The following is a 23489-nucleotide window of genomic DNA, read 5'->3' as shown; positions in this document are numbered from 1 at the left end:
CCCATGCCCCCCACCACGCTGACCGCGTTCACGGCGAAGCTCCGACGGCGGGACACCGGGCCCTCCACCGTGGACAGCCACCTGCACGGCGACCCCGACGACCGCGCCGCCGCCCTACCGGCCTCCGCGTTCTCCGACGACGTACCCGCGCCCAGCCTCCCCATCCAGATCAACGCACTCCAGGCCCTCTGCCGCCAGGTCTTCGCCTTCCGCCTCGCGATGATCGCCATCGGCGCCCCGCTCGCCCTGAACCGCGCCCAGGGCCAGTTCGGCTCCTGGCTCGTAGGCGGCGCCATAATCGTCACCTTCGTCGGCGCCTACGCGATGCTCCGCGACTGGGAGACCTTCGCCCCTCTCCTCATCAAGTACCGCTCGCTGATGGCCGCCGACCTGGTCTTCGGCTCGGTACTCCTGCTGACCGCGTCCCCCGATTCCGTACTCGGCTACGCCACGGTCTGCACCCCCCTCCTCGCGGGCCTGCTCTACGGCTGGCGCGGCGCGGGCATCTTCGCCGCCGTCCAGATCCTGCTTCTCGCCCTCGCGTACGGTGCCTGGTCCGCCCGCCTCAACGGTCCCACCGCCACCCTCCTCATCTGCGGTTTCTGTGTCGCTGCCGGAGTCATCGGCGTGACCCTCCGCAACCTGATGTTCCGCTTCGGCGAAGCCACCCAGGCCCTCTCCGAGGCCAAGGCCCGCCTGGCGGTCACCGGCGCCGTCGACGAGGAACGCGCCCGCCTGGCCCGCGAGATGCACGACTCCGTCGCCAAGACCCTGCACGGAGTCGCCCTCTCCGCCGACGCCCTCGCCCAGTCCGCCGACCGCATGGACCCGCTCACGGTCAAGCACCAGGCAGGCATGGTCGCCCGCTCGGCCCGCCGCGCGGCAGCGGAGTCCCGGGAGATCCTCTCCGACCTCCGCCGCCAGGCCGACTACGAGGGCGGGGGAGTGGACGTCGCCTCCGAGCTCGCCGCCCGGGTCGCCGACTTCTCCTCCCGTACGGGAGTCCGCGCCACCCTCCTGCCCACCGGCGACGCACCGGTGCCCGCCGTCCCCAGCGCCGTCGCCCGCCCTCTGATCACCATCGCCTCCGAAGCCATGGAGAACAGCCACCGCCACGCCCGAGCCGCCCGCGTCACCCTCGAACTGGGCGTATCCAACGGCATGTTGAAGCTCAGCATTCTCGACGACGGCCTGGGCCTCCCCTCCTCCCTCAACCTCGAAGACCTCCGCAAGGCCGGCCACTTCGGCCTGGTCGGCATGGTCGAACGAGCCGCCGGAATCGGCGCCCGCATCCGCATCGGCCGAGGCCGAAGCCACAACGGCACCGAAGTCCGCCTGGAACTCCCCACCTCCGCCCTGGGCCGGTCCCCGGCGACCCCCGGTAGTTCCACCCCCGGTAGCCCCCTCGGGCAGCAGAGCCCGCCTCCCCTCCCCGCTCCCGGTAGCCCCCTTGGGCAGCAGGGCCCGCCTCCCCTCCCCGCTCCCGGTAGCTCCCTTGGGCAGCGGGGCCGCCCCCCGGGGGCGGAACGGGTGGGCAAGGGGGCGGCCCCCGACGGAGTCGCACCCCTCCCGCCCCGGCCCACCCCTGACCACCAACCCGCCCAAACCCCACTCTGGCCCACCTAAGCCACCGCTCCCGCCCCACCAAACCCCCGTCCCCCAACTCCGAGAGGAGGCCGCACCATGCCGGACCCAAGCCCCTACCGCTCAGGCCCCCAAACCGTTCCCTCGACCCACACCTCGTCACACTCGGTGGTTCCCCGCTCGGAACACACCCCCAACGGAATCCCCGTCCCCCCTCCGGCGGCGGCATTCCCCATCCCCCCCGAGTCCTCGTACGACCTCTTCGGCCCCCCACCCGTCCTACGAGTGGTCGTCGCCGACGACAACCCCGTCGTAAGGGCCGGTCTCACTGCCCTCCTCGGCACCCGAGACGACATCGAGGTCGTCGCAGAGGCCACCGACGGCCGAGAGGCCCTGGCCGCCGCCCAGAACCACCGCCCGGACGTCGTCCTCCTGGATGTCCGTATGCCGGGTGTCGACGGCATCTCCGCCCTCCCGCACCTGGTGAAGGTCGCCCCGGTGATGATGCTGACGTACAGCCGCGAGAGCGAGATCGTGCAGGAGGCGCTGCGGCTCGGCGCGGGTGGATATGTGGTCCACGGCGAGTTCACCGCCGAGCAACTGATCAGCGCGGTCCGTGACTTGAAGGCCGGGCGGGCCTACTTCACCACCTCCGCCCAGAACGCCCTGCTCGCCCACGTGCGGGCAGGCAACCAGGCGGGCCAGGACGTACGCCCCCTACCCGAGGGCCTCGGCTCGGTCTACTCCACAGGCGTCCCTTACACCGGTCGCAGCGCAATCGCCCCGGACACCGCACACCGCGATCCGGGGCCACCTGTCTCAACTTCTGATCGACATCACCAAACCCCTTCGCAATCGCAACCGGCTGTGGCACATTATCCGGCGGGGCCTGAGCCGGGTACGGTCAACAGGCAGCAGTTTGGACTGAGTTCGAGGGAGGTGGAGGTCATGGACCTGATAGCAGCCGGTATGAGCAATCAGCAAATCGCCGCCACCTGCTTCATCAGCGAGAAAACGGTCAAGAACCACATCAACCGCATCTTCGCAAAGCTGCACAGTGTCAGCCGGAGCGAAGCCATCGCGATGTGGATCGGGACCAGGACGGCGAGGGGCGGCAACGGCAGCAGCGGTTTCAACGGGGGAGGGGTGATCGGTCGTGGCTGAGCGACTGATGGTGCGGGAAGACGAGGCCGGCGTAGCCGTGAGGGTGGTGGGTGCGGTGGGCCGTGGGGCCCAACTCCCCCTTTGGGCCCGCAGTTGGGCCCAGGGGCCCTCAGGGGAATCCCCCTCTTGGACGTACGTTTCTGGTGTCGCAAGCGAGACCGGCCGGGACGCCGACGGGGACGCGGGTGGCGCTGCTGACCAACAGACGTTCCGACCCGGAGGGCCACATCATGAAGACTCAGATGACCAAGGCGTACATCTCGCTCACCATGTGGAGCAAGGCCACCGTCCAGAACATGCGGGAGCGCCAGGACCGTGGCGCGAGCGTGGTGGAGTACGCGGGCCTGGTCGTCATCATCGCGCTGATCGTGGTCGCGGTGAACGAGCTGGACTTGGACACCACGATCTCGGAGGCAATCAGCGACGCGGTCGACGACATCGTCGGCGGCTGATCGCCAGCAGCGCAAGCGGCGACCGAGGGCAGGCGTTCCCCATCTACATCATGGTGGTGGGGCTCCTGCTCTTTGTCGCGTTTGCGCTCTTCGCCTTCGCCCAGGCCGCCTCTGCTCGCAGTGGCGGTCAGTCTGCTGCCGACGCATCTGCACTTGCCGCAGCCCAGGAGTCCCGGGACGAGTTGACCGACAACTTCTTCCGGGACATTGCCAATCCCGCGATGTGGTTGATCTGGCTGACTGGTGAAGGGCCCGTGGCCAACGGTGCGGGAAGTGCGACGGCACTCGCCAACCAGAACGACTCGAACCTCATTGGCGGCCCCAATATGGGTCTCTCCTCCAAGGGGTTCGCCACCCGTTCGGTAGAGATCGAAACACGTTTCACAGTGGGCGATTCCGTCATCCCCGGTACGGAGAACAAGCACGCCAAGGCGAAAGCTACTGCGGTGATTGAGCCCCGGTGCATCATCGGCCCGGAGAGCGACCCGACCAAATTGGTGTTCGTCCACTGCAAGGACGGCATGGTCTGGACGATCGACCCCAAGAAGATCGTCGAATTCCCCGGCCTGCTGCCCGAGCCGAAGGATCTCTTCTCCGTCCATCTGGTCAAGTAGCGAGCGAACGACAAGCAAAGGAAGAGCTGTTGATGAGCATGCGGCACACCACGAAGGCCCGAAGGGCACTGACCGCTGTAGCGATCACGACTGGTCTGGCCGTCTCGGTGGTCGGATGCGGCGGTGACCCTGGCGTCGAGAAGCCGAACACGTCGGCCTCTTCTGTACCCACGCCGGACAAGAAGCCCGACGCGAAACCGCAGGAAACCTCGGCGCAGCCGCCAGCAGGCGACAACGTCCTGGCCGAGGTGAAGAACGGAGATGGTCACACACTGGTGGTCAATTCTGCCGTACGGGATTCCGCGGGTTTCGTCACTGTCACGGGCAAGGCGGTAAACGGAAAAGACGGAGCCTGGAATCCGACCAACTGGCGCGGAGATGAGAAAGAACTGCGTGCTAACTCTGCCTCAATGGCGGGTGCCGCCCTGGTAGACCGAGCGGGTAAGAAGAAGTACCTGATCCTCCGCGACACCGACGGCCGCTGCCTCTGCACCAACTTCTCAGGCGGCTTTAAGCGCGGCGAAGAGAAGACCTTCTACGCACAGTTCCCGGCGCCCCCCACCACCGCCACCAAGGTCGACTTCCAAATCGCCGACATGCCCCCCGCCACCATCGAGATCTCGGAGGGCTGAGCAGCACATGTCTGTAATCCACTCCCGAGGTCGCCCAGCCGCATGGGCCGCGACCCTCTCGGCCACCGCCCTGGTCCTGGCGCTCTCCGCCACCGGGGCCCACGCCGATCCCACCCCACCGGCAGGCGACGGCCCCAGCACGCCCCCGGGCAGTACGACCACGTCGCCGCCGCCCAAGATCGACGCCAACGCGCCCGGTCTGAAGATGAGCGAGGGCGCCACCCTGGCCCCCGCCCGCGTCCTCGACATCAAGTCCATCGTCGAAGACCTCGGCGGCGAGGAACGACGCGAGGACACCAACTCCGACGTCAAGTTCGCCCTCCAGGCCGAGGTCCTCTTCCCCAAGGACAGCGCCAAGCTCCAGCCCGAGGCGACCTCGCGCATCAAGGCCATCGCCCAGGAGGCGCTGACCAACAAGGCGACCAAGATCCGCGTCTTCGGCTTCACCGACGACCTCGGCTCCTACGAGCACGGCAAGGTGCTCTCGAAGAAGCGCGCCGACATGGTCCAGAACGAACTCGCCAAGACCCTCGGCTCCGACGTCACCTTCGAGGTCCGCGGCTACAGCGAGGACTACCCGATCGCGGACAACTCCAGCGAAGAGGGCCGCAAGAAGAACCGCCGAGTGGAAGTCACCTTCCCGCGCGGCGAAGCCCCCAACGCGGCCGATTCCCCCAGCACCTGACCAAACCGGCACCACGAAGGGACGGACCCGGACTACCATCCGGGTCCGTCCCTTCTTCTCTTCCCCCACGGAAAGCGAGCCCCACCGTGACCCGTGACCTCCGCAACGTCCGGCACCAGCCCGCCCCGGACGCGCCCACTCCACTCAGCGCCGAAGAGGAAGCCCGCTACCGCAACCTCCTCTTCACCGAACTCGGCAACAAGATCGCCGACGACGGCTGGGCCCGCTACCCGGCCCACACCCCGGAGGAACGCCGCCGCCTCATCGAGGTGGCCGCCCGCCTCACCGCCCACTGGGGCCAGCAGGTCTTCATCGAGCCCGAGGACCAGACCCGCTTCCGCCTCTGCCTGGCCGGCCACCAGACGTTGCCATCCTGACCGGTCAGAGAAGGTGGTCCGCCTTGCCCGCCTTGATGTCGAGAATCAGATTCCGCAGAGCCTCGCGGGTGTCGGTCAGCGGGGTGTCCTCCTGCCCGAGTACGGCGATGTACCCGTTGCCCTCCTCATCCGTCCCGAGCCGGAAGCAGTTGGCTCCTTCGCCGCAGAAGGGTTCGTCCCAGTTGATGAGGGGCACGGCGGAATCTCCTAGAGGTCGTTGGCCAAGGTCTGGATGAAGTCTCGGGACGCGTCGGGCGAGAGAGCCACTTCGCGCATCCGGTCGAGCTGGGCGCGGTACTTGTGGAGCTGCATCTCCGAGTCGATGAACTCGGGACCGTGGGTGCTGTCCAACTGCACGGTGTCGAGCTGTGGGGCTGCGGCCTCGGCGTACGTGATCGACTGACCGGCACCGGGGAATCCGCCCGCCTTGAACGGGATGACCCGCACGGTCACGTTCTCCTGCTCCGATACGGCGTGTAGGTGGGCCAGTTGCTTGCGGGTGACCTCGGTTCCGCCGAACTCCATGCGCAGCGCCGCCTCGTGGACGACCAGGTCGACGGACGGAGGATTCGGCCGCTCCAGAACCCGCTTGCGGTCCATGCGATGCGCGAGCCGTACATCGATGTCGGCCGTCGGTAGCGGAGGAATCACCTGGTCGAACACGGCGCGGGCGTGCTCCTCGGTGTCCAGCAGGCCGGGCATGTGGACGGACAGCGCGATGCGCAGGGAGCGCGCGTGCCACTCGGTCTCCGCGATGTCGAGGAACGAGGTGGGCAGCTTGCCCCGGTACGCCTCCCACCAGCCCTTCTCGGCCCGCCCGGCCATGTCGGCCAGCGCGTCGACGTAACTCTGGTCAGCGCAGCCGTAGTTGCAGGCCAGCGTGCGCACGCGGTCAGAGCTGATGCCGGACCTGCCGGATTCCATGTTCGGCACGTTGGTGCGCGGTACGCCGAGCAGCCCGGCGGCGTACTCGGTGGTCATGCCAGCCGCTATGCGCATCTTGCGCAACTCGGCTCCGAGTCGTCGCTGACGTTCGGTGGGTGTGCTCCTCGGCGGCATGGGGTCAGTCTGCCCCGGCGGTCGGAGGGAGGTCCACCTATGGAGTGACGCTTCCCGTCAAAGGTAGTACACGTACTCCCTGATGCTCTACATTCAGTAACGCACCAGCTACGCAACCGAGTTGGAAGCGCACCGCCCTGCCGCGCCCAGCCGCAAGGCGACATTGCCACCACTCGTCCACGCACCGGTGCAGCCGACTTCGCCCTCACTCAAGGGAGCGTGTGTTCAATGTCGATCACCCTCAGCTTGTCGCCGGACTACTCGCCGCCCAGCAACCCACCGCTCTGCCCGGCCCTCGACCCACCCGACGAGAACCCGGCAGACGCCCTCGCGCTCAGCGTCACCCTCCCCGCCGAGCCCCGGTCCGCCGCCATCGCCCGTACCGCCGTGGCCGCCGCCCTGGACGCCTACCACCTCGACCGCCACACCCTCGCCGCCACCCTCGTGATCACCGAACTCATCGCGACGGCCGCCAGACTCGCCCCCCACACCGACCTCTACCTCTCTCTCCGCCACCGCGACGACATCCTCCGCCTCGTCCTCTGGGACCAGCACCCACCCCACCTCGACCCCGACACCCGCACCGTCTGCACCACCCGCCGCATCCGCTCTCTCTGGCTCCTCTCCGTCACCGTCGAAGACTGGGGCGGCGAATGGGGAATCACCCCCTCCACCCCACCCCACCAAGGCACCAAGACTTGGGTGAACCTCCCCAGTTGACTCCCGCGCTCCTCCTCGCGGAATGGGACACCCGACCCGGTCCACCGCGAGCGAAAGCTCGGCACGGACCCGCTGTTCAGGCTGTGCTGCGTACTGAACAGAGGGGCAAGGTGCTCAAGACCGTCGGCTTCGTCGGAAGGGCAAGCAGAGGGGCGTCACATCCGCACCCACTGCGGAGCCCTCGCCCTCGCCCGCCAACGCCGCCTGACCTTCCCGGTGGGGGTGTTTCAGCCCGCCCCCACCGGCCCCCGCACTCTCCGAAAGTCCCCCGCAGCCAACGCCACAAGCCGGCTGCGTCGTCGAAGCCGGCCATCGCGATCCGGTCCTGTCCTGTCCTGTCCGGCGGGTCATGCTCGGAGAGGCGTGAGTAGGTTGGCCGCATGTCTTGCGTACTTGTTGTTGGTTATGACCCGCAGGCAATACCCGGCGTCGACGCGGAGGGCCTTCGTGCGGCCCTGGACCGGGAGCTGACCCGGTTCGGGGAGCACGGCATCGAAGCCGCCATGACGTTGGTCGTGTTCGGCGAGTCGGCCGAGCCCACGCTCGTCGCGTCGTTGGCCGAGCGTGCCTGGGACGTGGTGGTTGTCGGGGCCGGAATCCGCAAGACGGAGCAGTTGCTTCCGCTCTTCGAGCAGATCGTGAATCTGATCCACCGCCATGCGCCACAGGCCGCCATCGCGTTCAACACCAGTGGTGAGGACAGCGTCGAGACGGCACAACGCCGACTCTAGGGTTCGTCAGAGCCGATCACCCGGGCCACTTCGCGCATCAGGTCGAGCGCCATTCGGTGCGCGAGCCGCCACCGGCCTCTATTTCTCGGCCTACGGTGAGGTCATGCCTCATGACATCGCACGCTTACATCACGTTGGTCACGTGGTCAGCGACATGGCACAGGCCATAGCGCTCTACCGTCGGCTCGGATTTCGTGTTCCGCCGCCCAGCGTGCCGGCCCTGGCACCCCGCGAGGGTGCCGCGCCGGAGCCCTTCGGGACAGCGAACACCCACGCCGACTTCTCCCGGAGCTTCATCGAGTTGGTGACGCCGGTGAGGCCTGGGGACGCGGCGGGCCTCCCGCCCGACGCGCGGATCGTTCCGCTCCAGGTGCCGCCGGAGAAGCTCTCCCTGGTCATGGCGCGGATCGAGGAGACCAGCGCCCAGCTCGGCGGATGGTGCGATCGCTTCGAAGGGCTCCACATCCTGATGTTCTCCTCGCCGGACATCGACGGCACGGGGAACCGGCTCACCGCTGGCGGCGTAGGACACGGCGGGGTGAACACCGTCGGCAGACCGGTCGAGACGCCCGAGGGGACGCGCACGGAGCCCGTCCGCTACCTGGAGTTCGGCGGTGCGCCGGAAGGGCGGGTCGGCGTCGTCGCCGACTTGGACCCCGAATTCCAGCACACCCGTCACCTCGACCACCCCAACGGCGCCCAGGACCTCGTCGAGGCGGTGCTGTGCGTACCTGACGGTCAACTCCCCTTGTTTCGCGAGCGGTACGAGCGATATCTAGGCGGGCCGATCCCCACGGAGGGGCCGGTCACCCTCCTGACCGAGGCCGATCTCCCAGAGCTGCTGCCGGGTGAGGATCCGCCCGCGCTCCCGGCGCTCGTCGCCTGCACGGTTTCCGTCCCTGACCTCGCGCGGGTGCGTGCGCTGCTTGCAGAGAACGGACTTCCCGTACGCGAGACGGGCCGAGCGGAACTCTTCGTTCCGGCCGGAGCGGCCCTCGGAGCAGCTCTGATCTTCCGGGAGGTACCAGGACCGAGGCGGCCACCGTCAACGGCGCCCTGGAGGAGCTGATCAAGCAGTCGGCGAGTGGTCTTGCCCGCCCGCCCTAGGCGAACGCCTTCGCTTCGTTCTGGGCGTCCTGCTCGACGGGGGTGATCAGCGCGGTCGTACGTGCCTTGGTGCTCGTCATCGTTGTCTGCTTCTGCCCGCAGGTGCAGTTCTTGATTCCGCCGGTCCCGAGGATCACCCCTCCCGCAGCCCGGGTTACGGCGTCGCCGCGAACGCCTCCCGGTGGTCGCGAACCCACTGCTCGAACGTGCCCGCCGGGCGGCCGAGCAGTTGCGGGACGTGGGCGGTGACGTAGGACGCACCACCGGCGCGTGCCCAGCCGACGCCAGTGGCCATCGCGGGCGGCAGTTGGTCGAGCGCGTGCACGTCGGCGATCTTGATTGGGCGTTCGAGGACGCCCTCCAGGATCGCCGCCTGGTCCGGGAAGGTCAGCAGTTGGGGGCCGGTCAGGTCGTAGCGGTGGCCGTTGTGGCCGTCGCTGGTCAGGGCGGTGACGGCTACTGCGGCGACGTCCCTCGGGTCGACGACGGCTTGTTGGGAGTCGCCGGTCAGGTTGGGTAGCGGGTCTCCGGCCAGGATGGGCGTGCGGTGCCACAGGAAGTTCGAGGCGAAGCTCGTCGGGCGGAGCATCGTCCAGGCGAGCCCGCTGGCCTCGATCGCTTCTTCGGCGGCGAGGTGCCAGGCGCCGACGGTCGACCCCTCGAACCGCTCGCCGCTGCCGATGGCGGACAGCTTGACGATCTTGCGGACGCCCGCCGCCCGTGCGGCTGTCAGCAGGGCGAGGTCGTGGTCCGGGGTCGGGACGGGAGGTACGGAGACGAGGAAGACCGTGTCGACACCGGCCACCGCACGCGCCAGCGACGCCGGGTCGTCGAAGTCGGCCCGTACCCAGGAGTCGGCCCGTACCCCGCCGGGCAGCTCGCGGCGGGACATCGCCCGGAACGGCACGCCCTGATCGGTGAGCAGGCGGACGACGTGGCTACCGACGGTGCCCGTGGCACCGGTTACAAGAATCATGTTCCGACGATGACAGTGACCTCCCACCTCGGAATAGGAAGTTTCGGCACTATCGTGGGGCGGGTGAGTTCTCTCAACGTGCCGCGCTCGCTCGGGCGTTGGGTGAGCGGGATCGAGGTCGCCACGGCGGACGCTTCGCCGGGGTTCGACGTACCCGATCACGCCACCACGCTTCTGCTGCGTACGGACAAGCGCGAACTGGTCGTCATGGGGCCCCGTACCCAGGCCGCCTATCACGCCGCCGCGCCCGGCCACTCGTGCGTGCGGGTGCGCATGCGGCCGGGCCGGGCCCAGGCGTTGCTCGGCCGTCCGCTGCGGGATCTCGCCGACCGCGTACTGCCGCTCGCTGAACTGCACGGCCTGGACGTCGACCAGCTCGCCGCCGACCCCGCCACCGCACTCGAAGAAGCACTGGCCGGGCTTCCGGAGCCGTCGGAGCGGGTCGAGGAGGCGGCGCGGCTCCTGGTCGGCGCCACCGTCACCGAGACCGCCGCCCGGCTGCACCTCAGTGAGCGCCGCCTGCACGCCCTGTTCACCGACGCCACCGGCCTGTCCCCGAAGCGCTTCGCACGCATCGCCCGCGTGCGCGCCGTGCTCGCGGCCGACGCGGGCCGCTGGTCGGACATCGCCGCGACGGCCGGCTACTACGACCAGTCCCACATGACGGCCGAGTTCCGGCACTTCATGGGTGTCCCACCGGCGGCGTTCGCCGCTGGGCGACGCCCCGCCGCGACCGCGTGCACCGCCTGAGGCCGAGGACCGGAAGCATCACGGCTCGTACGGGGGAGGGGCGGCCCACGCCCGTCCGGTACGTCAGAGCACAGCCAGCCGCTCCACCACCAGCTCCACCCTCCGTGCGGTCTCCTCCGGCGGCAGCCGTCCCGCCCGGGTCAGGGTGGCCTGGCCGTGCAGTGCCGCCCAGAACACCTCGGTGAACAGCCCCGGGTGGACCCCGTCCCCGGCGACCTCGCCGAGTGTCTCAAGGAGTGCGGCGAAGGCGTCCTTCAGCGGCTCCGGAGTGTCCTCGTGCGCGAAGGCGAGGCCGCCGTCGAGCTGGAACAGGGCGTCGTAGACCGCCGGGTTGCGGGCGGCGAAGTCGAGATAGGCGCGGGCGAGGGCGGAGACCCGCTCACGCGGGGCATCGGCGGTGGCGACCGCGGCGCGCAGAGCCGCCGCCATCTCGGTGGCGCCTTCCATGGCGACGGCGCCGATGATCTCCCGTTTGCCGCGGAAGTGGCTGTAGAGGACGGGCTGGCTGTACTCGATGCGCTCGGCGAGCCGGCGGGTGGTGACCGCGTCCCAGCCCTGCTGCTCGGCGAGTTCGCGGGCCGTCGCCACGATGAGGCGCTCACGGGCCGCCCGTTCACGTTCCTTGCGTTCCTTGACCGACATAACTCGGATCCTAGCACCGCTAGACAAACAAGCGGCAGTAGTACTAGCGTCACCTCCATCACCTAGCAACGCTAGATTCCAGCATCTGCAGAGGGGCCGTCATGCTCAACGCACTTGAGGTCTTCACCACCGTGTTCGTCGGCCTGATGGTGGGGGTGGAGTTCTCCGTCGCCTTCATCGTCAACCGGATACTCGGCGCGCTCCCGGAGGACAGCGGCCAGCTCGGCCGCGCCCACGGCGGCCGGATGCTCGGCGCGCTGATGCCCTTCTGGTACTTCGCCTCGCTCGCCCTGAGCGCGGTCTGGGCCATCACCGGATGGAACGAACCCGGCTCCGGCCTCGTCGTCATCGCCGCCGCACTGCTGATCGTCAGCGTGGTCATGTCGATCCTGCTGCTCGTCCCGATCAACAACCGGAGCAAGACCTGGACCCCCGAGAACCGGCCCGCGGACTGGAAGGAGCAGTCGGCCCGCTGGGACCGCTTCCACTACGTCCGCGTCGCCGTCATCATCGCCGCCTTCGCCCTGCTGGCAACCGCCCTCTCCTGAGCCCACCGGCCCGGTGAAGACGAGAACGCCCCGTATGGGGCGTTTTTGCCTGTCTTCGTGAATTTTTCATGCGATATGGGCACCGCTGAATGCATGTACTCCCCGGCAGACCCATCGGGGTCCAGCCGCCCGGTCAACGACCCGGTGACGCCCATCGACCATCGACTGAGAGCCTGTGTCTGAACCCTCCCCGTCCCGCACCCCGGCATGCCCGGCCCGGAAGTCGGGGCGGCCCGCGCGGCGCATGCATACGATCCACGGATGCCCTCCGACGAAGCGCACTCACGAGCCCCCCGGCGAATACGTCCCGTGCCTTCCGTGCTTTCCGTGCGCTCTGTGCGTTCCGTACGTCTCGCCGTAGCAGCCCTCGCGCTCCTGGTCGCCACCCCCTTCCTCGTCACCCACTCCGGCCAGGCCCCCTCCAAGGACCTCCGGCGGTACGGTCTGCCCACCCTGGCCGCCCTGGGCAACCTGTGGAAGCCGAGCGACCCGTCGCTCCCCACGAAGGAGTACGTGACCGAGGTGCCGCAGTCCCTCAGCGCGGAGTGCTACCGCGACGAGAGCACCCTGCGGGACTGGCGGTTGCGGGTCGAGTCCGACGAGATCCGCCCCGCGGCGTACGCCAACTTCCTCACCGACAGCAACCTCCAGCTCAGCATCCAGGTGGCCCACCTCCCCGACGCGGAAATCAACCGCCTGACCAGGGCCATGGTCGACGCCCCCCTGACCTGCTCCGGCCTGGAGATCCCCGTCCTCCGCGAGAACGGCGAGAACCCGGTCCTCACCGTCGCGACGCAATCCCTCCCCCTGCCTCCCGAACTCGGCGACCGCAGCATCGGCCTGCACCGGGCCCGCATCCCCGAACTCTTCGCCGCCGACCTGCTGAGCAGCGACGAGGCGCTCTACCTGCTCCGCGAGGGCAACTACGTCGCCCTCGTCAGCCTCTCGGGCTGGGACCTGTCGCAGGCCTCCTACGGCCCGGACTCCCCACCTGCCAAGCGGGTACTGACCCGCACCGCGGAACGGCTGCGGACCCTGAACAGCCAGAACTCCAGCTGAACAGCCAGAACTCCAGGTCACCCGGGCAGACCCTCGTCCCCACGTCACCACTCCCCAGCGTCACCGCTCCCCGGCACCCCCGCTAGGTTGACCCGATGACAACTCTCAGGCAGGTCCAGATCACCTTCGACTGTGCGTCGCCGGGGCGCGTTGCCCGCTTCTGGTGCGAGGTGCTGGGGTATGAACTCCCTTCCGTGCCGGATGACTTCGGCACCTGGGAGGAGTACCACGCATCACTCCCGCCCAAGGAGCGGGACGCGTGGGCGGTGGCTCAGGACCCCACCGGCGCGGGACCCCGCTTCTACTTCCAGCGCGTGCCCGAGGGCAAGACCGCGAAGAACCGCGTCCACGTCGACGTCCGCGCCGGCACCGGTCTGGTCGGCGCCGAACGCCTCGCCGTCCTCCAGGCGGAATGCGACCGCCTGGTCGCCCTCGGGGCGGTGTGCGATCAGGTGTTGTACGCCGACGAGGAGAACGAGTCGTGCATCAACATGCGGGACATCGAGGGCAACGAGTTCTGCCTCGACTGACTCGACCGAGGGGCAGCCGCCGGTTCCCTCACGGGGTCGGGGGCGGGGTCGGGCTCGGGCTCAGGTCCTGGAGCCCGACCACCCGCAGGAGTTCGAGACGCTCGTAAGTGGCCGTGCCCGGCCGGGCGGAGTGGACCACGAGAAGCTGGTCGTGGCCGCCGCTGAGCAGGACCTCGCAGTCGAGGTCGAGGGTGCCGACCACCGGGTGGAGGAACCGCTTGGTGGTGGGGCGGCGCGTGAGGACTTCGTGGGACTGCCAGAGGGATGCGAACTCCGCCGATTTGGCGCGGAGTTCGGAGGCCAGGGCGGCGGGGCCAGGGGCGTCGGGGCGGGCCGCGGTGACCGACCGCAGGCCGGCCACGTGGGTGCGGGCGTGCCGCTCGTGCGCTTCGCGAGGGAAGAGGTCCCGCGCGCCGGGGTCCGTGAACCAGTGGCGGATCAGGTTGCGGCCGGTGTGGTCGCCGGTGAGCGCGATCGACATCGCGTTCTGGGCGAGGACCCCGCCCCAGTCGTTGAGCACCGACGCCGGGAGGTCGTACAGCCGGTCCAGGATCAGCAGCAGTCCCGGGCGGACGTGGTCCGAGGAGCCGCCGGAGCGCGGTGGTTCCTGGCCGGCCAGGTGGAACAGGTGGTCGCGTTCGGTGTCCGTGAGGCGCAGGGCGCGGGCCAGTGCGGTGAGCATCTGGCGGGAGGGGTGCGAGCCGCGGCGCTGTTCCAGGCGGGTGTAGTAGTCCGTGGACATGCCAGTGAGCTGCGCGACCTCCTCGCGGCGCAGACCGGGGGTGCGGCGGCGCGGACCCGCGCTCAGGCCCACGTCGGAGGGGGCCAGGCGGCTGCGGGCACGGCGCAGGAAGTCGGCGAGTTCGGTGCGGTTCACGCTACGAGGATGCGTCAGGGCGGGACGCGTAGCCAGGGAGCGCCGGTCCCTGGACAACCGCGTCCCTCCCGCCGCTGCCGTCGGCCGCGCACGCTTCGGACATGGCTACGACCGGCTACGGCAGCGAGTCGGACACGGCCACCACTGGCCACGACTGGCTATGACAACGAGGAGGCGGCCATGCTGACATTGGTGACGGGTGCGACGGGGCAGGTCGGGCGACGTTTCGTACCGCGGCTGTTGCAGAGCGCGGCGCCCGGCGACGAGGTGCGGGTACTGGTGCGGGACGCGGCACGCGGCGAGCGGTTCGCGGAGCTCGGCGCCCAGGTGGTGGTCGGCGATCTGCGCGACGGGCAGGCGCTGGCCAAGGCGACGGCGGGCGCGGACGCGGTGGTGAATGTGGCCGCGGCGTTCCGAGGGGTGCCGGACGAGGAGGCGTGGGCGGTCAACCGGGACGCGGCCGTCGAGCTGGGGCGGGCCGCGGTGGCTTCGGGTGTGCGGAGGTTCGTGCAGGTCAGCACGGGGCTCGTGTACGGCGCCGGGCGCGGCCGGATGCTGGTCGAGAGCGACGAGACGGTGCCGGGCGGTCAGCTCTGGGGCGCCTACCCCGAGTCCAAGTGGGAGGCGGAGCGTGCGCTCGGGGCCGTGGAGGGCCTCGATGATCTCCGTATCGCACGGTTGCCCTTCGTCTACGGCGACGGCGACCCGCACCTCACCGACGTCATGCAATGGGCACTCCACTGGCCCGCCCTGCAACGCCTGCACATGGGCCACCATCTCGACGTCGCCCAGGGCCTGCGACGCCTGCTGTACGCCCCCGGGGCGCACGGCGTCTACAACATCGCCGACGACACCCCCGTCACCACGGTCGACCTCTACCAGCTCCACGGCACACCCATCCCGCAGGAGGCGTACGACAAGGAGGCCGCCGACCCCTGGCACAGCGTGATGTCCACGACCCGCATCCGCCACGAACTCGGCTACCGCCCGCTGATCCCGTCGGTGTGGACGGCACGGGAGGCGGGGGTGCTGTAGGGGGCGCTCCGGTTCCGCCCTCGCACCCCCATTACGCGAGACTGGCCGCATGACAGGTGGACTGAGGTCGTTCTGCTGGGCGTTGGCCGGGGTCGGCGCGGTGGTGGCGGCGGGGCTGTTGGCGTGGGTGCTGGTCGCCGATCTGGAGGGGCCGAGCCAGGTCGCGGGGGTGGTGAGCGCGGTGACGGGGGCGGCCGCGCTGGTGCTGGGTGTACGGCAGCTGAAGTCGGCGGGCCGTACGCCGCGCACGCCGCCGCCCTCGGAGTAGTCCCGCTCCTCCCGCGCCGGGTGAAACCCGACCCGGGGTGGACGCGTCAGACGGAGCGAGCCATCACACCATCCCTCCGTCACACCACCGGGAGTTCGCATGCGCGTCAGGTCGTCCCGTTCCACCGGCAGACCCGTGGCCCTGTTCCTGCTTGCCTCGTGCCTGGGCGCCACCTCCGCCTGCGCCGGGAGCGACGACCACGCGCAGCGGCCGGCGGAGCGCGCCCGGCAGGTGGCCGAGGCCTGGGACGGGTCGGCCGCGGCGGCGGAGTGGCGGGGCGGATACCACCCCATGGAGGACGTGTTCCAGCTCCCGCGAGGTGGACTCCGTAACAAGGCCGACGAGCACGCCTGGGGAGGCCGCAGCCTGATTCCGTCGGGCAAGCTGAACGCCACCCTTCCCAAGGCCGGCCACGTGACGTGGGCGGCGAGCGCCAAGAAGACGCTCACCCTTTCTCTCCAGAGGGTGGAGGACTCGCTGAAAGCCCTGAAAGGAAGGAACGGCGGGACCGGCGACCGCGCGGCCGACGACCCGCACCTCACGGTGACCGGAGTGAAGCCGGGCACCATGACCCTCACCACCACCCGCGGCCCGGCCACCGTCCCCGCCTGGCACTTCACCCTGGCCGGCTACGACACACCCCTGAAGTACGCCGCCGTCCTCCCGTCCAAGCCGCCCCGCCCACCCATCGACGACGCGAGCGGCGAACTCGGCGTCCCCCTCCACCACCTGAGCCAAATCACCACGGACGCACGCTCGTTGACCGTGATCGCCCTGCACGGCGCCTGCGACGACGGCGCCGTCGTCGACGTACTGGAGACAGCCGGCAGCGTGGTCCTCTCGCCCTCCGTCAAGGAGCGGGAGAACGAGGAACTCTGCGCAAAGCAGGGGCTGATCCAGTCAGTGACGGTCAAGCTGACCCGCCCCCTGGGCGACCGCGTCCTCCTCGACGCCGTCACCGGCCGCCCCCTCCCCTACGAGCCGGGGTACGGATCCGCGTAGTGCCCGCGACAGCCCGGCGCGAGGCGCGGCGACCGGCCTCCGGCACGCGTGCATCGACACGGAACCATTGAGCATGGGCGGCCTCGCGCAACACGCCTGCGTGCCCACGAGTTGGCGCGAGGTGTGGTCGGACCCCGGACAGTACGAGGTGGTGGCGATCCTGCACGGCGTCACCGACATCACCACCCCGGGCAGGGAGGCGCGGGGCCCCCCGGCTCCGCCCGCCTGATGGCGCGCGCCCCACTGACGTGACCAGCTACGCCTCCCGGGCTTCGCCCGAGGGCCGCCGACGAAACCAGCCCTCCAGGGTGCCGAAGTCGGCTTCGGTGAGCCCGAGTTGAGGATCCACGCGCAGCAGTAGCGCACGGTCCGGATGGTGCGACTCGACCCATGCGCGGTCCGCGTCGCCGATCTCGTCGTCGACCCAGGCGAACGGTCGTCCCGCCGCGCGGTCGACCAAGGCCCGGGTCTTCCAGTGGAGGCCACCGCTGGTGTCCTCGTCGGAGGGGTCCGGCCAGTCGACCACTGGTAGTTCGGGCAGGCCGAGCCAGGGGGACACGCAGTCGTTGGCGTCGGCCATCCAGGTGGTGGCCCACATCAGCTCGCAGGGCAGGGCCAGCAGGCGGGGGCCGTGGGCGGGGTTGATCCGGGAGATCAGGGGGTGGGCGTCGGCTGCTGGGGAGTGGTGGGTGGGCTGGTACGTCGGGTAGCCGTCGGGGAGTTGCCGGGGTGTCGCCCCGAAGGGGATCAGGGGGCCGTCGACATCGAGGAAGAGGAGGGGCGGAGGTGAGGTCACGCCGGAACCGTAGCGCTCCGGCAAGAGGGGGCTGGTCAGGCGGACGATCTTGGGATAGGGGTGGTGGGCGTGAGGATGGGCCGGGGTCTCGGTGGCGAGCAAGGGGTGGGTGGGTGGGCAGCTTCGGGGAGGGTGTCGAGGGCGGAGGCGCTTGGGCGGGGGTGGACCAGGAGCGGCTGGCGGAGGTGGTGGCGGAGCAGGCCGCGCGGTCGGTTCTGGGGGTGGGGGACATGGCGGCGTACCTCGATGCGCAGGTCGATGACGCCTCCCACCGGGAGGTGGTGGGGCCGCTGCTCGACGGGGGAGGGGCGAGCGGAGTCGTGGTGCGCCGTGGGGTCGTGCTCGCCGGGTGGGGGGAGCCGGGGCGGGTCGAGATGGCGTACAGCGCGACCAAGAGCGTGCTGGCGCTGACGGCCGGAGTGGCCTATGACGACGGGCTGTTGAGGCTGGACGAGGCGGTACGGGAGAGTGTCGACCTGCCGCAGTTCGGGGGCGCGCACGGGCGGGCGGTCACCTGGCGGCACCTGCTCGACCAGACCAGCCAGTGGGAGGGGGAACTCTGGGACAAGCCCACCCGGGTCGACGCCCAGAGCACCCGCGAGGGTACGGAGTCGGCGGGTGGGCCGCCCGGCGAGGGCTGGGCGTACAACGACGTACGGGTGAATCTGGCGGCTCTGGCACTGACCGTGCTGTTGCGCAGGCCGCTGCCCGAGGTGCTGCGGGAGCGGGTGATGGACCCGATCGGAGCCTCGGGGGACTGGTCGTGGCACGGGTACGAGAACTCGGTGGTGGAGGTCGGCGGGCGCCGGCTGGAGGTGGTCTCCGGGGGCGCGCACTGGGGCGGCGGGCTGTGGATCAGTGCGCTGGACATGGCACGGATCGGACAGCTCTGTCTGCGCGGCGGGCGGTGGGGCGGGCGGCAGGTGGTGTCCGGGGAGTGGGTCGGGGAGATGTGGACGCCCTGTCCCGTCAAGGACAACTACGGCTTGTCGTGGTGGCTGAACGATCACCGGACGGTCTGGCCCGGAGCTTCGAGGACCGGTCGCTGCGCGCGCGGAAACGGGGGCGCTCATCTGCTCTGGGTCGACCCGGCGCGGGAGTTGGTCGTCAGCTCGCGGTGGGGTGCCGAGGTGGAGAAGCTGCTGGTGGGGGTGGAGGAGGCGGTGGGAGAGGTGGGAGAAGTGGGAGAGGTGGGGGAAGCGGGGTGAGGGGTTACGGGGAGAGACGGTGCCCGCACCGAGGGGGTACGGGGAGGGGCGCCGCCCGCGCCGAGGGGGCCGCGCTCCTCCCCGTACCCCTGACGTCACTTGCCGCAGCGGATGTCCGTGGCCGGCCGCATCCCCTCCCGGAGGAACGTCGTGACCGCGCGGTCGCCGCAGGCGGTCCCGTTGGCCAGGTACATCCCGTGGCCGCCGGCGTCGTTGGCGATCATCCGGGCTCGCTGGCCGAGCGCCTGGCGCAGCTTGAGGGAGCCGAAGTACGGGGTGGTGGGGTCACGGAGGCTCTGGGTGATGAGGATGTTGGAGGGGCCCCGGTCGGTGATGCGGGTCGGGGTGTGGGTGGGGGAGGGCTTCCAGAAGTTGCAGGGACTGACGTTGGCGGGCATACCGGCGGTCAGGGGGTGGCGGGCGCGGTCGCGGGCGACGGCCCGGGGGTAGGAGGAGACGTCGGTGGGCCAGGCCGTGTCGTTGCAGACGCCGGCCATGACGACCGAGGCGTCGGCGTCGGACGTCGGGCCGGTGATCTCGGGGGTGAGGACCGGCGTACCGGCGGGGGTGCCCGCCGGGCCGAGGGCCGCCTTCATCATCCGGGCGAGGCCGGGGAAGGACTTGTCGCTGTAGAGCTGGACCTGGAGGGACTGGCGCAGCCGGTTGCCGGTGAGCGGAACGCCCGGGGTGGTCGACTGGCGTGGTGTGCGGTCGAGTTGGGCGGCCAGCCGGAGGAAGAGCGGTCGGATCTGGGCGGGGGTGGTGGCCAGCCGGAGGTCCTCGGTGGGGGTGGTGCGGGCCGGGTCGGCGGCCCACGCGGCGAAGTCGGGAAAGCGGTCCTCGGTGCCGCGTGAAGTGTTCGCCATCCAACCCCGGTTGAGGAGGCGGGGGTTGGGGTCGGCGACGCTGTCCAGGACCCAGCGGTCGGTGCGGTGCGGGTAGCGGGTGGCGTAGACGGCCCCGACGTACGCACCGTAACTCGTCGCCCACGTCGACAGCTTCCGCTCGCCGAGCGCGATCCGCAGGCTCTCCAGGTCCTTGACCTCGTTCTCGGCCGAGAAGCTGCGCAGGAGCGGACCACCGTTGCGGGCGCAGGCTTCGGCTATCCGGCGGGAGCGGTCGATGTTCTCGTCGATACGTCCGTCAGCGGACGGCCACGAGCGCTGGTTGACCAGGTGCCGGTCCGTCTCGGCGATTCCACAGTGGGCCTTGGTGCTGCCGCCGACGCCACGCGGGTCGAACGCCACCAGGTCGTAACGGCCGCCCAGTTGCTGCTGAAGCGCCTTGCCCTTCGAGGTGAGCTTCTGCACCCCGGAGCCCCCGGGGCCGCCCGGAAGCACCGCGAGGGTGCCGCGCCGCTCGGACGCCTTCGTGCTGACCGCACGGGTCACGGCGAGGGTGAGGGTGGGGCCGGTGGGGTCGGAGTGGTCGACCGGGACGGTGAGTTCCGCGCACTCCTGGCCGGTGGGGCCCTCGGTGGTGGCGCAGGCCCGCCAGGCGGTGAGCGGGGAGGTGGCGGGGGCTACCGTGGCCGTAGGGGCGAAGGTGGCGCCGAGGGTGGCGGCGGTCGCGGAGGTGGAGAGGAGGAGGGCGAGGGCGGTGCGGGTGGTGGTCTTGGTCATGGGGCAACTCTGGTTGCTGGGGTGCCAGTTGGACATGCGGACCGCTGGTGGGTTGGGGTGGGGGTAACCCCAGGGGCGGTCCCGGGGGTGCCCCCGGGGGGTGCCCCGGAGGTGGCCTCCGTGGTGGCCGCGCAATCCCTCGCTGACCATGTATCTGTCAATTACCTTGATCTCAGTCGACTTTGAGGACCTCTCGTGGCCAAGCCGCTCCCCACCTCCCAGCCCCCCTCCGCCAGATCAACCGCGCTTGCCCAGCAGGCGGGGCTCGGCGAATGGAAGGGCTACACCTACTCCCCGCCGCAGGGCCTCGGACACGGGAGGTTCCGGGACTGGCGGCTCACCCTGTATGTGGGCGGAGTGACGGTGACCGGGGGCGACGAGGGGTACGAGGGCGCGTTCGGATGGCGGGACACCCGCGTCCTGTCGTACCACCGCACCCTCAACGGCGGTCTGACGGACGCTCGTTACACCCTCCTCGACCCGCGCGGCGACGGCGTGAACATCGGGCCCGGCATCAATGCCATCCCCAGGAGCACCCGGCAGATGATCGGCTTCGAGGACGTCGTCAACGGCGCCGCCTTCTACTACCCCAATGACTGGGGCACCTACCTCGACACCTGCATCACCCAGGTCCAGCTGCCGCTCGACGCCGCCCGCCTCCAGCGCGGCGAGACCCTCGACTTCGGCGAGTTCAAGCTCGGCCCGAACGGGATCATCACACGCAAACGCAGAGCGACCTGGGCGGAGGTGGCCAAGGTGACGACGTACGACGGCCGGGTGAACTTCGACAACGCGCGCGGACGCAGTGCCATCGACCCGGAAATGATCGCGCACATCCCCAACTTCAAGGTCTTCTACTCCCTCTGTCACCACATGTCCGGGTCGGCGTCCGGCTGAAGTGGCGGGAGGGAGGGCGGGAGGGAGGGAGGGGCGGGAAGAGTGAGGGGGGCGGGAGGAGGGAGAGGGGAGAGGAGGTCAGCGGTTGCGCTCCCAGTCCTCGCGGGTGAGCTGGTACTCGACCTCGCCGTGCTCCGAACCTTCGATGACGTCCGGCCAGTCGGCGGTGAAGTGGCGCAGCAGGGTCAGGCCCGACTTCTCCATCACGCGGCGGGAGCCGAGGTTCACGGCCATGGTGTCGGCGGTGACCCGCTCCAGGCCGGGGTGCTCCGTGAACCCCTTGTCGATCAGCGCGCGGGAGCCCTCGGTGGCGTAACCCCGGCCCCAGGCAGCCCTGTTGAGGCGGTATCCGAGTTCGACTGCGGCGGGGCTCTCCTCGCTCAGCGGGCGGAACTCGAACCAGCCCAGCCAGGTCCCGGTGGCCTTCTCCTCGGCCGACCAGTAGCCACGGGTGCCGGTGCAGGGGTGGGTGTGGAGATGGCGGGGGATGATGTCCGCCCGGATCGTCTCGCGAGAGGTGGGGCGGCCGCCGGTGAGGAAGCGGGTGACCTCGGGGTCGCTGTCCAGTGCGTAGAGGCGCTCGACGTCGGCCTCGTCGCCGGTCAGGGGGCGCAGGGCGAGGCGGTCGGTCTCCAGGAAGATCGGCATGGTCCGATTCTCATACGGTGACGTCCCGGTGCTCAGCCCTTTTTCCCCCGCCGCTGCCCCCTCTTGCGTACCGCCGCCCGGAACGCGGTCGCCAGCCACACCACCCCGCACCCCGCCCCGAAGAGGAACGCGGGTGGCAGGCTCTCGTCCGGCGAGGACGCGCCCCGGACCCGCGCCACGGAAGGATCGGCGGCCGCCACCTCCAGGGGGACGGCGGCGCCGACCGAGGGGGAGGGGGAGAGGCGTTCAAGGCTGAGGGTGGTCGTGTCGGTGCGGTAACTCCGCCTGCCCACACGGTAGTTGACGTAGAACTCCGTACCGCTGTCGCGCGGCGCGGCCGATGTGATCCGACCCGTCACCCGAAGCGGCGAGGCATCGATGAGATCCCCCGCCCGCCACTCCCTGGCCGCCGCCGACAGGCAGCCGGCCACCACCAGCAATGCCACCAGAACGCCGATGGTGGCGGGGCTGAACACGCGGCGCATCCGGCCGGCCATGTACGGGACGTTACTCGCCGTGCGGGGGCACGGGAACGCCCCCGCACGGCCGTCGGAGCGGCGGTACGGGGGCGTGGTGGCGCGGTGTGCCCCGTGCCTCCGGTGCTACTGGTGGTGCGGGGCCTGGCCGGTCCCGGCCGGGCTCGCCGGGGGCGGAGGACCCCCGTCCCGCACGAGGGGGATGCGGGACGATCGCAGCGCCCCTTCACCCCCGCAGCGACCCCTCACCCCCCGCAGCGCCCCCTCACCCCCGCAGCGCCCCCTCCAGTCGCTTCGCCTGGTCCGCCGCGAAGCGCTCCAGGCCCTCGGTGTCCTTGCTCCGGTACTCCTGCGAAACCGCCACCACCACCGTGCCGACCCGGAAGTGCAGCACCCGCAGCGCGCTGTCGTCGCTCTCGCCCGACTTCACATAGGTGTACGCGTTGCCGACCGGGGCGCCGTCCTCCTTGTGCGCGTCCTCGGCGAGCTTGCTCTCCTCCGTGTATCCGGCCTGGGCCGCTGCCTTGCTGCCGTACGCCTTGACGCTGGTGCCGACCAGGGCGCCGGTGGAGTCCTGGTAATTACCGACACCCTCGAAGGTCAGGCCGTCGCACGGCCCCTCGCAGGAGGCGGCCTGGGCCTTGATGCCGCCGTTGTCGCCCTGGGCGTCCTCGGCCCAGCCCCTGGGGAGGTCCTTGGCGCGGAGCAGGGCGTCGTCCAGAGCCTTGACGTTCCTCAACGGGGTGTCGGGGTCCGAGAGTTGGGCCTGGGCGGCGGAGGCCCGGTCGCCGTTCCCGCCGTCACCGGAAGCGCCTCCGTTCCCGCCCGTCCCGGAGTCGCCGCTGCACGCCGACACGGTCAGCAGCAGCGCGGCCGAGGCCACGCCCGCCCAGATTCTCCGGGAGCCCATCACACGTACCTCTTCATCTCTTCACCAAGTGCATTCATCCGGCAACCTACACAGCCCGCCCCGGGCCCCGTAACGGGTGTCCGGCATTGACCGCAGGAGCCCGGACGCGAGCACTTCGTA

The 23489-nt window shown here is 70.2% G+C and carries 31 protein-coding genes; 20 read left to right on the top strand and 11 right to left on the bottom strand.

Features of this window, described 5'->3' with window-relative positions:
* Positions 1-3 precede the first annotated feature (3 nt).
* The 7 genes from ACIA73_RS06815 (at position 4) to ACIA73_RS06785 (ending at position 5508) form a co-directional block, all read left to right on the top strand.
* A complete protein-coding gene (locus tag ACIA73_RS06815; protein WP_399437211.1) occupies positions 4-1626 on the top strand; it encodes a sensor histidine kinase in 1623 nt (540 codons plus the stop codon).
* Positions 1627-1683: 57 nt separating this feature from the next.
* A complete protein-coding gene (locus ACIA73_RS06810) occupies positions 1684-2748 on the top strand; it encodes a response regulator (protein ID WP_399437210.1) in 1065 nt (354 codons plus the stop codon).
* A 143-nt stretch (positions 2749-2891) separates the two neighbouring features.
* On the top strand, positions 2892-3200 hold the full coding sequence (locus ACIA73_RS06805; RefSeq protein WP_399437209.1) for a hypothetical protein: 309 nt from the start codon (positions 2892-2894) through the stop codon (positions 3198-3200).
* Positions 3197-3814, top strand: coding sequence for a pilus assembly protein TadG-related protein (locus tag ACIA73_RS06800; protein WP_399437474.1), 618 nt, complete (start codon positions 3197-3199; stop codon positions 3812-3814). Before ACIA73_RS06805 ends, ACIA73_RS06800 begins: the two co-directional genes overlap by 4 nt.
* Before the next feature lie 32 nt (positions 3815-3846).
* Complete coding sequence (locus tag ACIA73_RS06795; RefSeq protein ID WP_399437208.1) at positions 3847-4446, top strand: hypothetical protein; 600 nt, start codon at positions 3847-3849, stop codon at positions 4444-4446.
* 7 nt (positions 4447-4453) lie between these two features.
* Positions 4454-5131: an OmpA family protein gene (locus tag ACIA73_RS06790; protein ID WP_399437207.1), complete on the top strand. Its 678-nt coding sequence runs from the start codon at positions 4454-4456 to the stop codon at positions 5129-5131.
* An 86-nt stretch (positions 5132-5217) separates the two neighbouring features.
* Positions 5218-5508 carry a hypothetical protein gene (locus tag ACIA73_RS06785; protein ID WP_399437206.1) on the top strand — a complete coding sequence of 97 codons (291 nt, stop codon included), beginning with the start codon at positions 5218-5220 and terminating at the stop codon, positions 5506-5508.
* A 4-nt stretch (positions 5509-5512) separates the two neighbouring features.
* Here ACIA73_RS06785 and ACIA73_RS06780 read toward each other — a convergent pair whose 3' ends face one another.
* The gene (locus ACIA73_RS06780; RefSeq protein ID WP_399437205.1) at positions 5513-5704 is read right to left on the bottom strand and encodes a hypothetical protein; all 192 of its coding nucleotides are present in this window, start codon (positions 5702-5704) and stop codon (positions 5513-5515) included.
* Positions 5705-5715: 11 nt separating this feature from the next.
* Positions 5716-6567 carry a helix-turn-helix domain-containing protein gene (locus tag ACIA73_RS06775; protein WP_399437204.1) on the bottom strand — a complete coding sequence of 284 codons (852 nt, stop codon included), beginning with the start codon at positions 6565-6567 and terminating at the stop codon, positions 5716-5718.
* A gap of 228 nt (positions 6568-6795) precedes the next feature.
* Between ACIA73_RS06775 and ACIA73_RS06770 the strand changes: the two genes are divergently transcribed.
* From ACIA73_RS06770 to ACIA73_RS06760, 3 genes are all read left to right on the top strand, one after another.
* Positions 6796-7287, top strand: coding sequence for an ATP-binding protein (locus ACIA73_RS06770; RefSeq protein ID WP_399437203.1), 492 nt, complete (start codon positions 6796-6798; stop codon positions 7285-7287).
* A 380-nt stretch (positions 7288-7667) separates the two neighbouring features.
* The gene (locus ACIA73_RS06765; protein ID WP_399437202.1) at positions 7668-8018 is read left to right on the top strand and encodes a hypothetical protein; all 351 of its coding nucleotides are present in this window, start codon (positions 7668-7670) and stop codon (positions 8016-8018) included.
* 103 nt (positions 8019-8121) lie between these two features.
* Entirely contained in the window at positions 8122-9087 is a 966-nt protein-coding gene (locus tag ACIA73_RS06760; RefSeq protein WP_399437201.1) for a VOC family protein, read from the top strand.
* Positions 9088-9121: 34 nt separating this feature from the next.
* Here the strand turns inward: ACIA73_RS06760 and ACIA73_RS06755 are convergent, their stop codons facing one another.
* Together ACIA73_RS06755 and ACIA73_RS06750 are read right to left on the bottom strand one after the other, a co-directional pair.
* A complete protein-coding gene (locus ACIA73_RS06755) occupies positions 9122-9262 on the bottom strand; it encodes a hypothetical protein (protein ID WP_399437200.1) in 141 nt (46 codons plus the stop codon).
* Between the two features lie 17 nt (positions 9263-9279).
* The gene (locus ACIA73_RS06750) at positions 9280-10101 is read right to left on the bottom strand and encodes an NAD(P)H-binding protein (RefSeq protein ID WP_399437199.1); all 822 of its coding nucleotides are present in this window, start codon (positions 10099-10101) and stop codon (positions 9280-9282) included.
* A gap of 63 nt (positions 10102-10164) precedes the next feature.
* Between ACIA73_RS06750 and ACIA73_RS06745 the strand changes: the two genes are divergently transcribed.
* Positions 10165-10851: a helix-turn-helix domain-containing protein gene (locus tag ACIA73_RS06745; protein ID WP_399437198.1), complete on the top strand. Its 687-nt coding sequence runs from the start codon at positions 10165-10167 to the stop codon at positions 10849-10851.
* 63 nt (positions 10852-10914) lie between these two features.
* On the opposite strand, the gene ACIA73_RS06740 is transcribed toward ACIA73_RS06745, so the two are convergent.
* Complete coding sequence (locus ACIA73_RS06740) at positions 10915-11493, bottom strand: TetR/AcrR family transcriptional regulator (RefSeq protein WP_399437197.1); 579 nt, start codon at positions 11491-11493, stop codon at positions 10915-10917.
* A 101-nt stretch (positions 11494-11594) separates the two neighbouring features.
* On the opposite strand from ACIA73_RS06740, the gene ACIA73_RS06735 reads away from it, so the two are divergent.
* The 3 genes from ACIA73_RS06735 (at position 11595) to ACIA73_RS06725 (ending at position 13630) form a co-directional block, all read left to right on the top strand.
* A complete protein-coding gene (locus ACIA73_RS06735; protein ID WP_399437196.1) occupies positions 11595-12041 on the top strand; it encodes an anthrone oxygenase family protein in 447 nt (148 codons plus the stop codon).
* A gap of 327 nt (positions 12042-12368) precedes the next feature.
* Complete coding sequence (locus tag ACIA73_RS06730) at positions 12369-13100, top strand: hypothetical protein (RefSeq protein WP_399437195.1); 732 nt, start codon at positions 12369-12371, stop codon at positions 13098-13100.
* A gap of 95 nt (positions 13101-13195) precedes the next feature.
* Positions 13196-13630: a VOC family protein gene (locus tag ACIA73_RS06725; protein ID WP_399437194.1), complete on the top strand. Its 435-nt coding sequence runs from the start codon at positions 13196-13198 to the stop codon at positions 13628-13630.
* A 28-nt stretch (positions 13631-13658) separates the two neighbouring features.
* Here the strand turns inward: ACIA73_RS06725 and ACIA73_RS06720 are convergent, their stop codons facing one another.
* Complete coding sequence (locus tag ACIA73_RS06720; protein WP_399437193.1) at positions 13659-14507, bottom strand: helix-turn-helix transcriptional regulator; 849 nt, start codon at positions 14505-14507, stop codon at positions 13659-13661.
* Positions 14508-14687: 180 nt separating this feature from the next.
* Between ACIA73_RS06720 and ACIA73_RS06715 the strand changes: the two genes are divergently transcribed.
* From ACIA73_RS06715 to ACIA73_RS06700, 4 genes are all read left to right on the top strand, one after another.
* Positions 14688-15542 (top strand): NAD-dependent epimerase/dehydratase family protein, encoded by an 855-nt coding sequence (locus tag ACIA73_RS06715; RefSeq protein WP_399437192.1) that lies wholly within the window; start codon positions 14688-14690, stop codon positions 15540-15542.
* 49 nt (positions 15543-15591) lie between these two features.
* Positions 15592-15810 carry a hypothetical protein gene (locus ACIA73_RS06710; RefSeq protein WP_399437191.1) on the top strand — a complete coding sequence of 73 codons (219 nt, stop codon included), beginning with the start codon at positions 15592-15594 and terminating at the stop codon, positions 15808-15810.
* Between the two features lie 99 nt (positions 15811-15909).
* Positions 15910-16812, top strand: coding sequence for a hypothetical protein (locus tag ACIA73_RS06705; protein WP_399437190.1), 903 nt, complete (start codon positions 15910-15912; stop codon positions 16810-16812).
* Between the two features lie 100 nt (positions 16813-16912).
* The gene (locus ACIA73_RS06700) at positions 16913-17041 is read left to right on the top strand and encodes a hypothetical protein (protein ID WP_399437189.1); all 129 of its coding nucleotides are present in this window, start codon (positions 16913-16915) and stop codon (positions 17039-17041) included.
* A gap of 27 nt (positions 17042-17068) precedes the next feature.
* Here ACIA73_RS06700 and ACIA73_RS06695 read toward each other — a convergent pair whose 3' ends face one another.
* Positions 17069-17608 carry an HAD domain-containing protein gene (locus ACIA73_RS06695; protein WP_399437188.1) on the bottom strand — a complete coding sequence of 180 codons (540 nt, stop codon included), beginning with the start codon at positions 17606-17608 and terminating at the stop codon, positions 17069-17071.
* A gap of 113 nt (positions 17609-17721) precedes the next feature.
* On the opposite strand from ACIA73_RS06695, the gene ACIA73_RS06690 reads away from it, so the two are divergent.
* A complete protein-coding gene (locus ACIA73_RS06690; protein WP_399437187.1) occupies positions 17722-18816 on the top strand; it encodes a serine hydrolase domain-containing protein in 1095 nt (364 codons plus the stop codon).
* A gap of 95 nt (positions 18817-18911) precedes the next feature.
* Here ACIA73_RS06690 and ACIA73_RS06685 read toward each other — a convergent pair whose 3' ends face one another.
* Positions 18912-20438 (bottom strand): alpha/beta fold hydrolase, encoded by a 1527-nt coding sequence (locus tag ACIA73_RS06685; protein WP_399437186.1) that lies wholly within the window; start codon positions 20436-20438, stop codon positions 18912-18914.
* A 195-nt stretch (positions 20439-20633) separates the two neighbouring features.
* Here ACIA73_RS06685 and ACIA73_RS06680 point away from each other — a divergent pair, with 195 nt between their 5' ends.
* Positions 20634-21335 (top strand): DUF6585 family protein, encoded by a 702-nt coding sequence (locus ACIA73_RS06680; RefSeq protein ID WP_399437185.1) that lies wholly within the window; start codon positions 20634-20636, stop codon positions 21333-21335.
* 78 nt (positions 21336-21413) lie between these two features.
* On the opposite strand, the gene ACIA73_RS06675 is transcribed toward ACIA73_RS06680, so the two are convergent.
* The 3 genes from ACIA73_RS06675 to ACIA73_RS06665 form a co-directional block, all read right to left on the bottom strand.
* Positions 21414-21983 (bottom strand): GNAT family N-acetyltransferase, encoded by a 570-nt coding sequence (locus ACIA73_RS06675; RefSeq protein WP_399437184.1) that lies wholly within the window; start codon positions 21981-21983, stop codon positions 21414-21416.
* A 32-nt stretch (positions 21984-22015) separates the two neighbouring features.
* A complete protein-coding gene (locus ACIA73_RS06670; RefSeq protein WP_399437183.1) occupies positions 22016-22480 on the bottom strand; it encodes a hypothetical protein in 465 nt (154 codons plus the stop codon).
* Positions 22481-22724: 244 nt separating this feature from the next.
* Positions 22725-23369 carry a hypothetical protein gene (locus ACIA73_RS06665; protein WP_399437182.1) on the bottom strand — a complete coding sequence of 215 codons (645 nt, stop codon included), beginning with the start codon at positions 23367-23369 and terminating at the stop codon, positions 22725-22727.
* Positions 23370-23489 lie beyond the last annotated feature (120 nt).

It is taken from the genome of Streptomyces sp. NPDC051561 (genome assembly GCF_044454195.1).
GTDB lineage: Bacteria > Actinomycetota > Actinomycetes > Streptomycetales > Streptomycetaceae > Streptomyces.
This window is presented reverse-complemented; position numbering and strand designations above follow the sequence as displayed.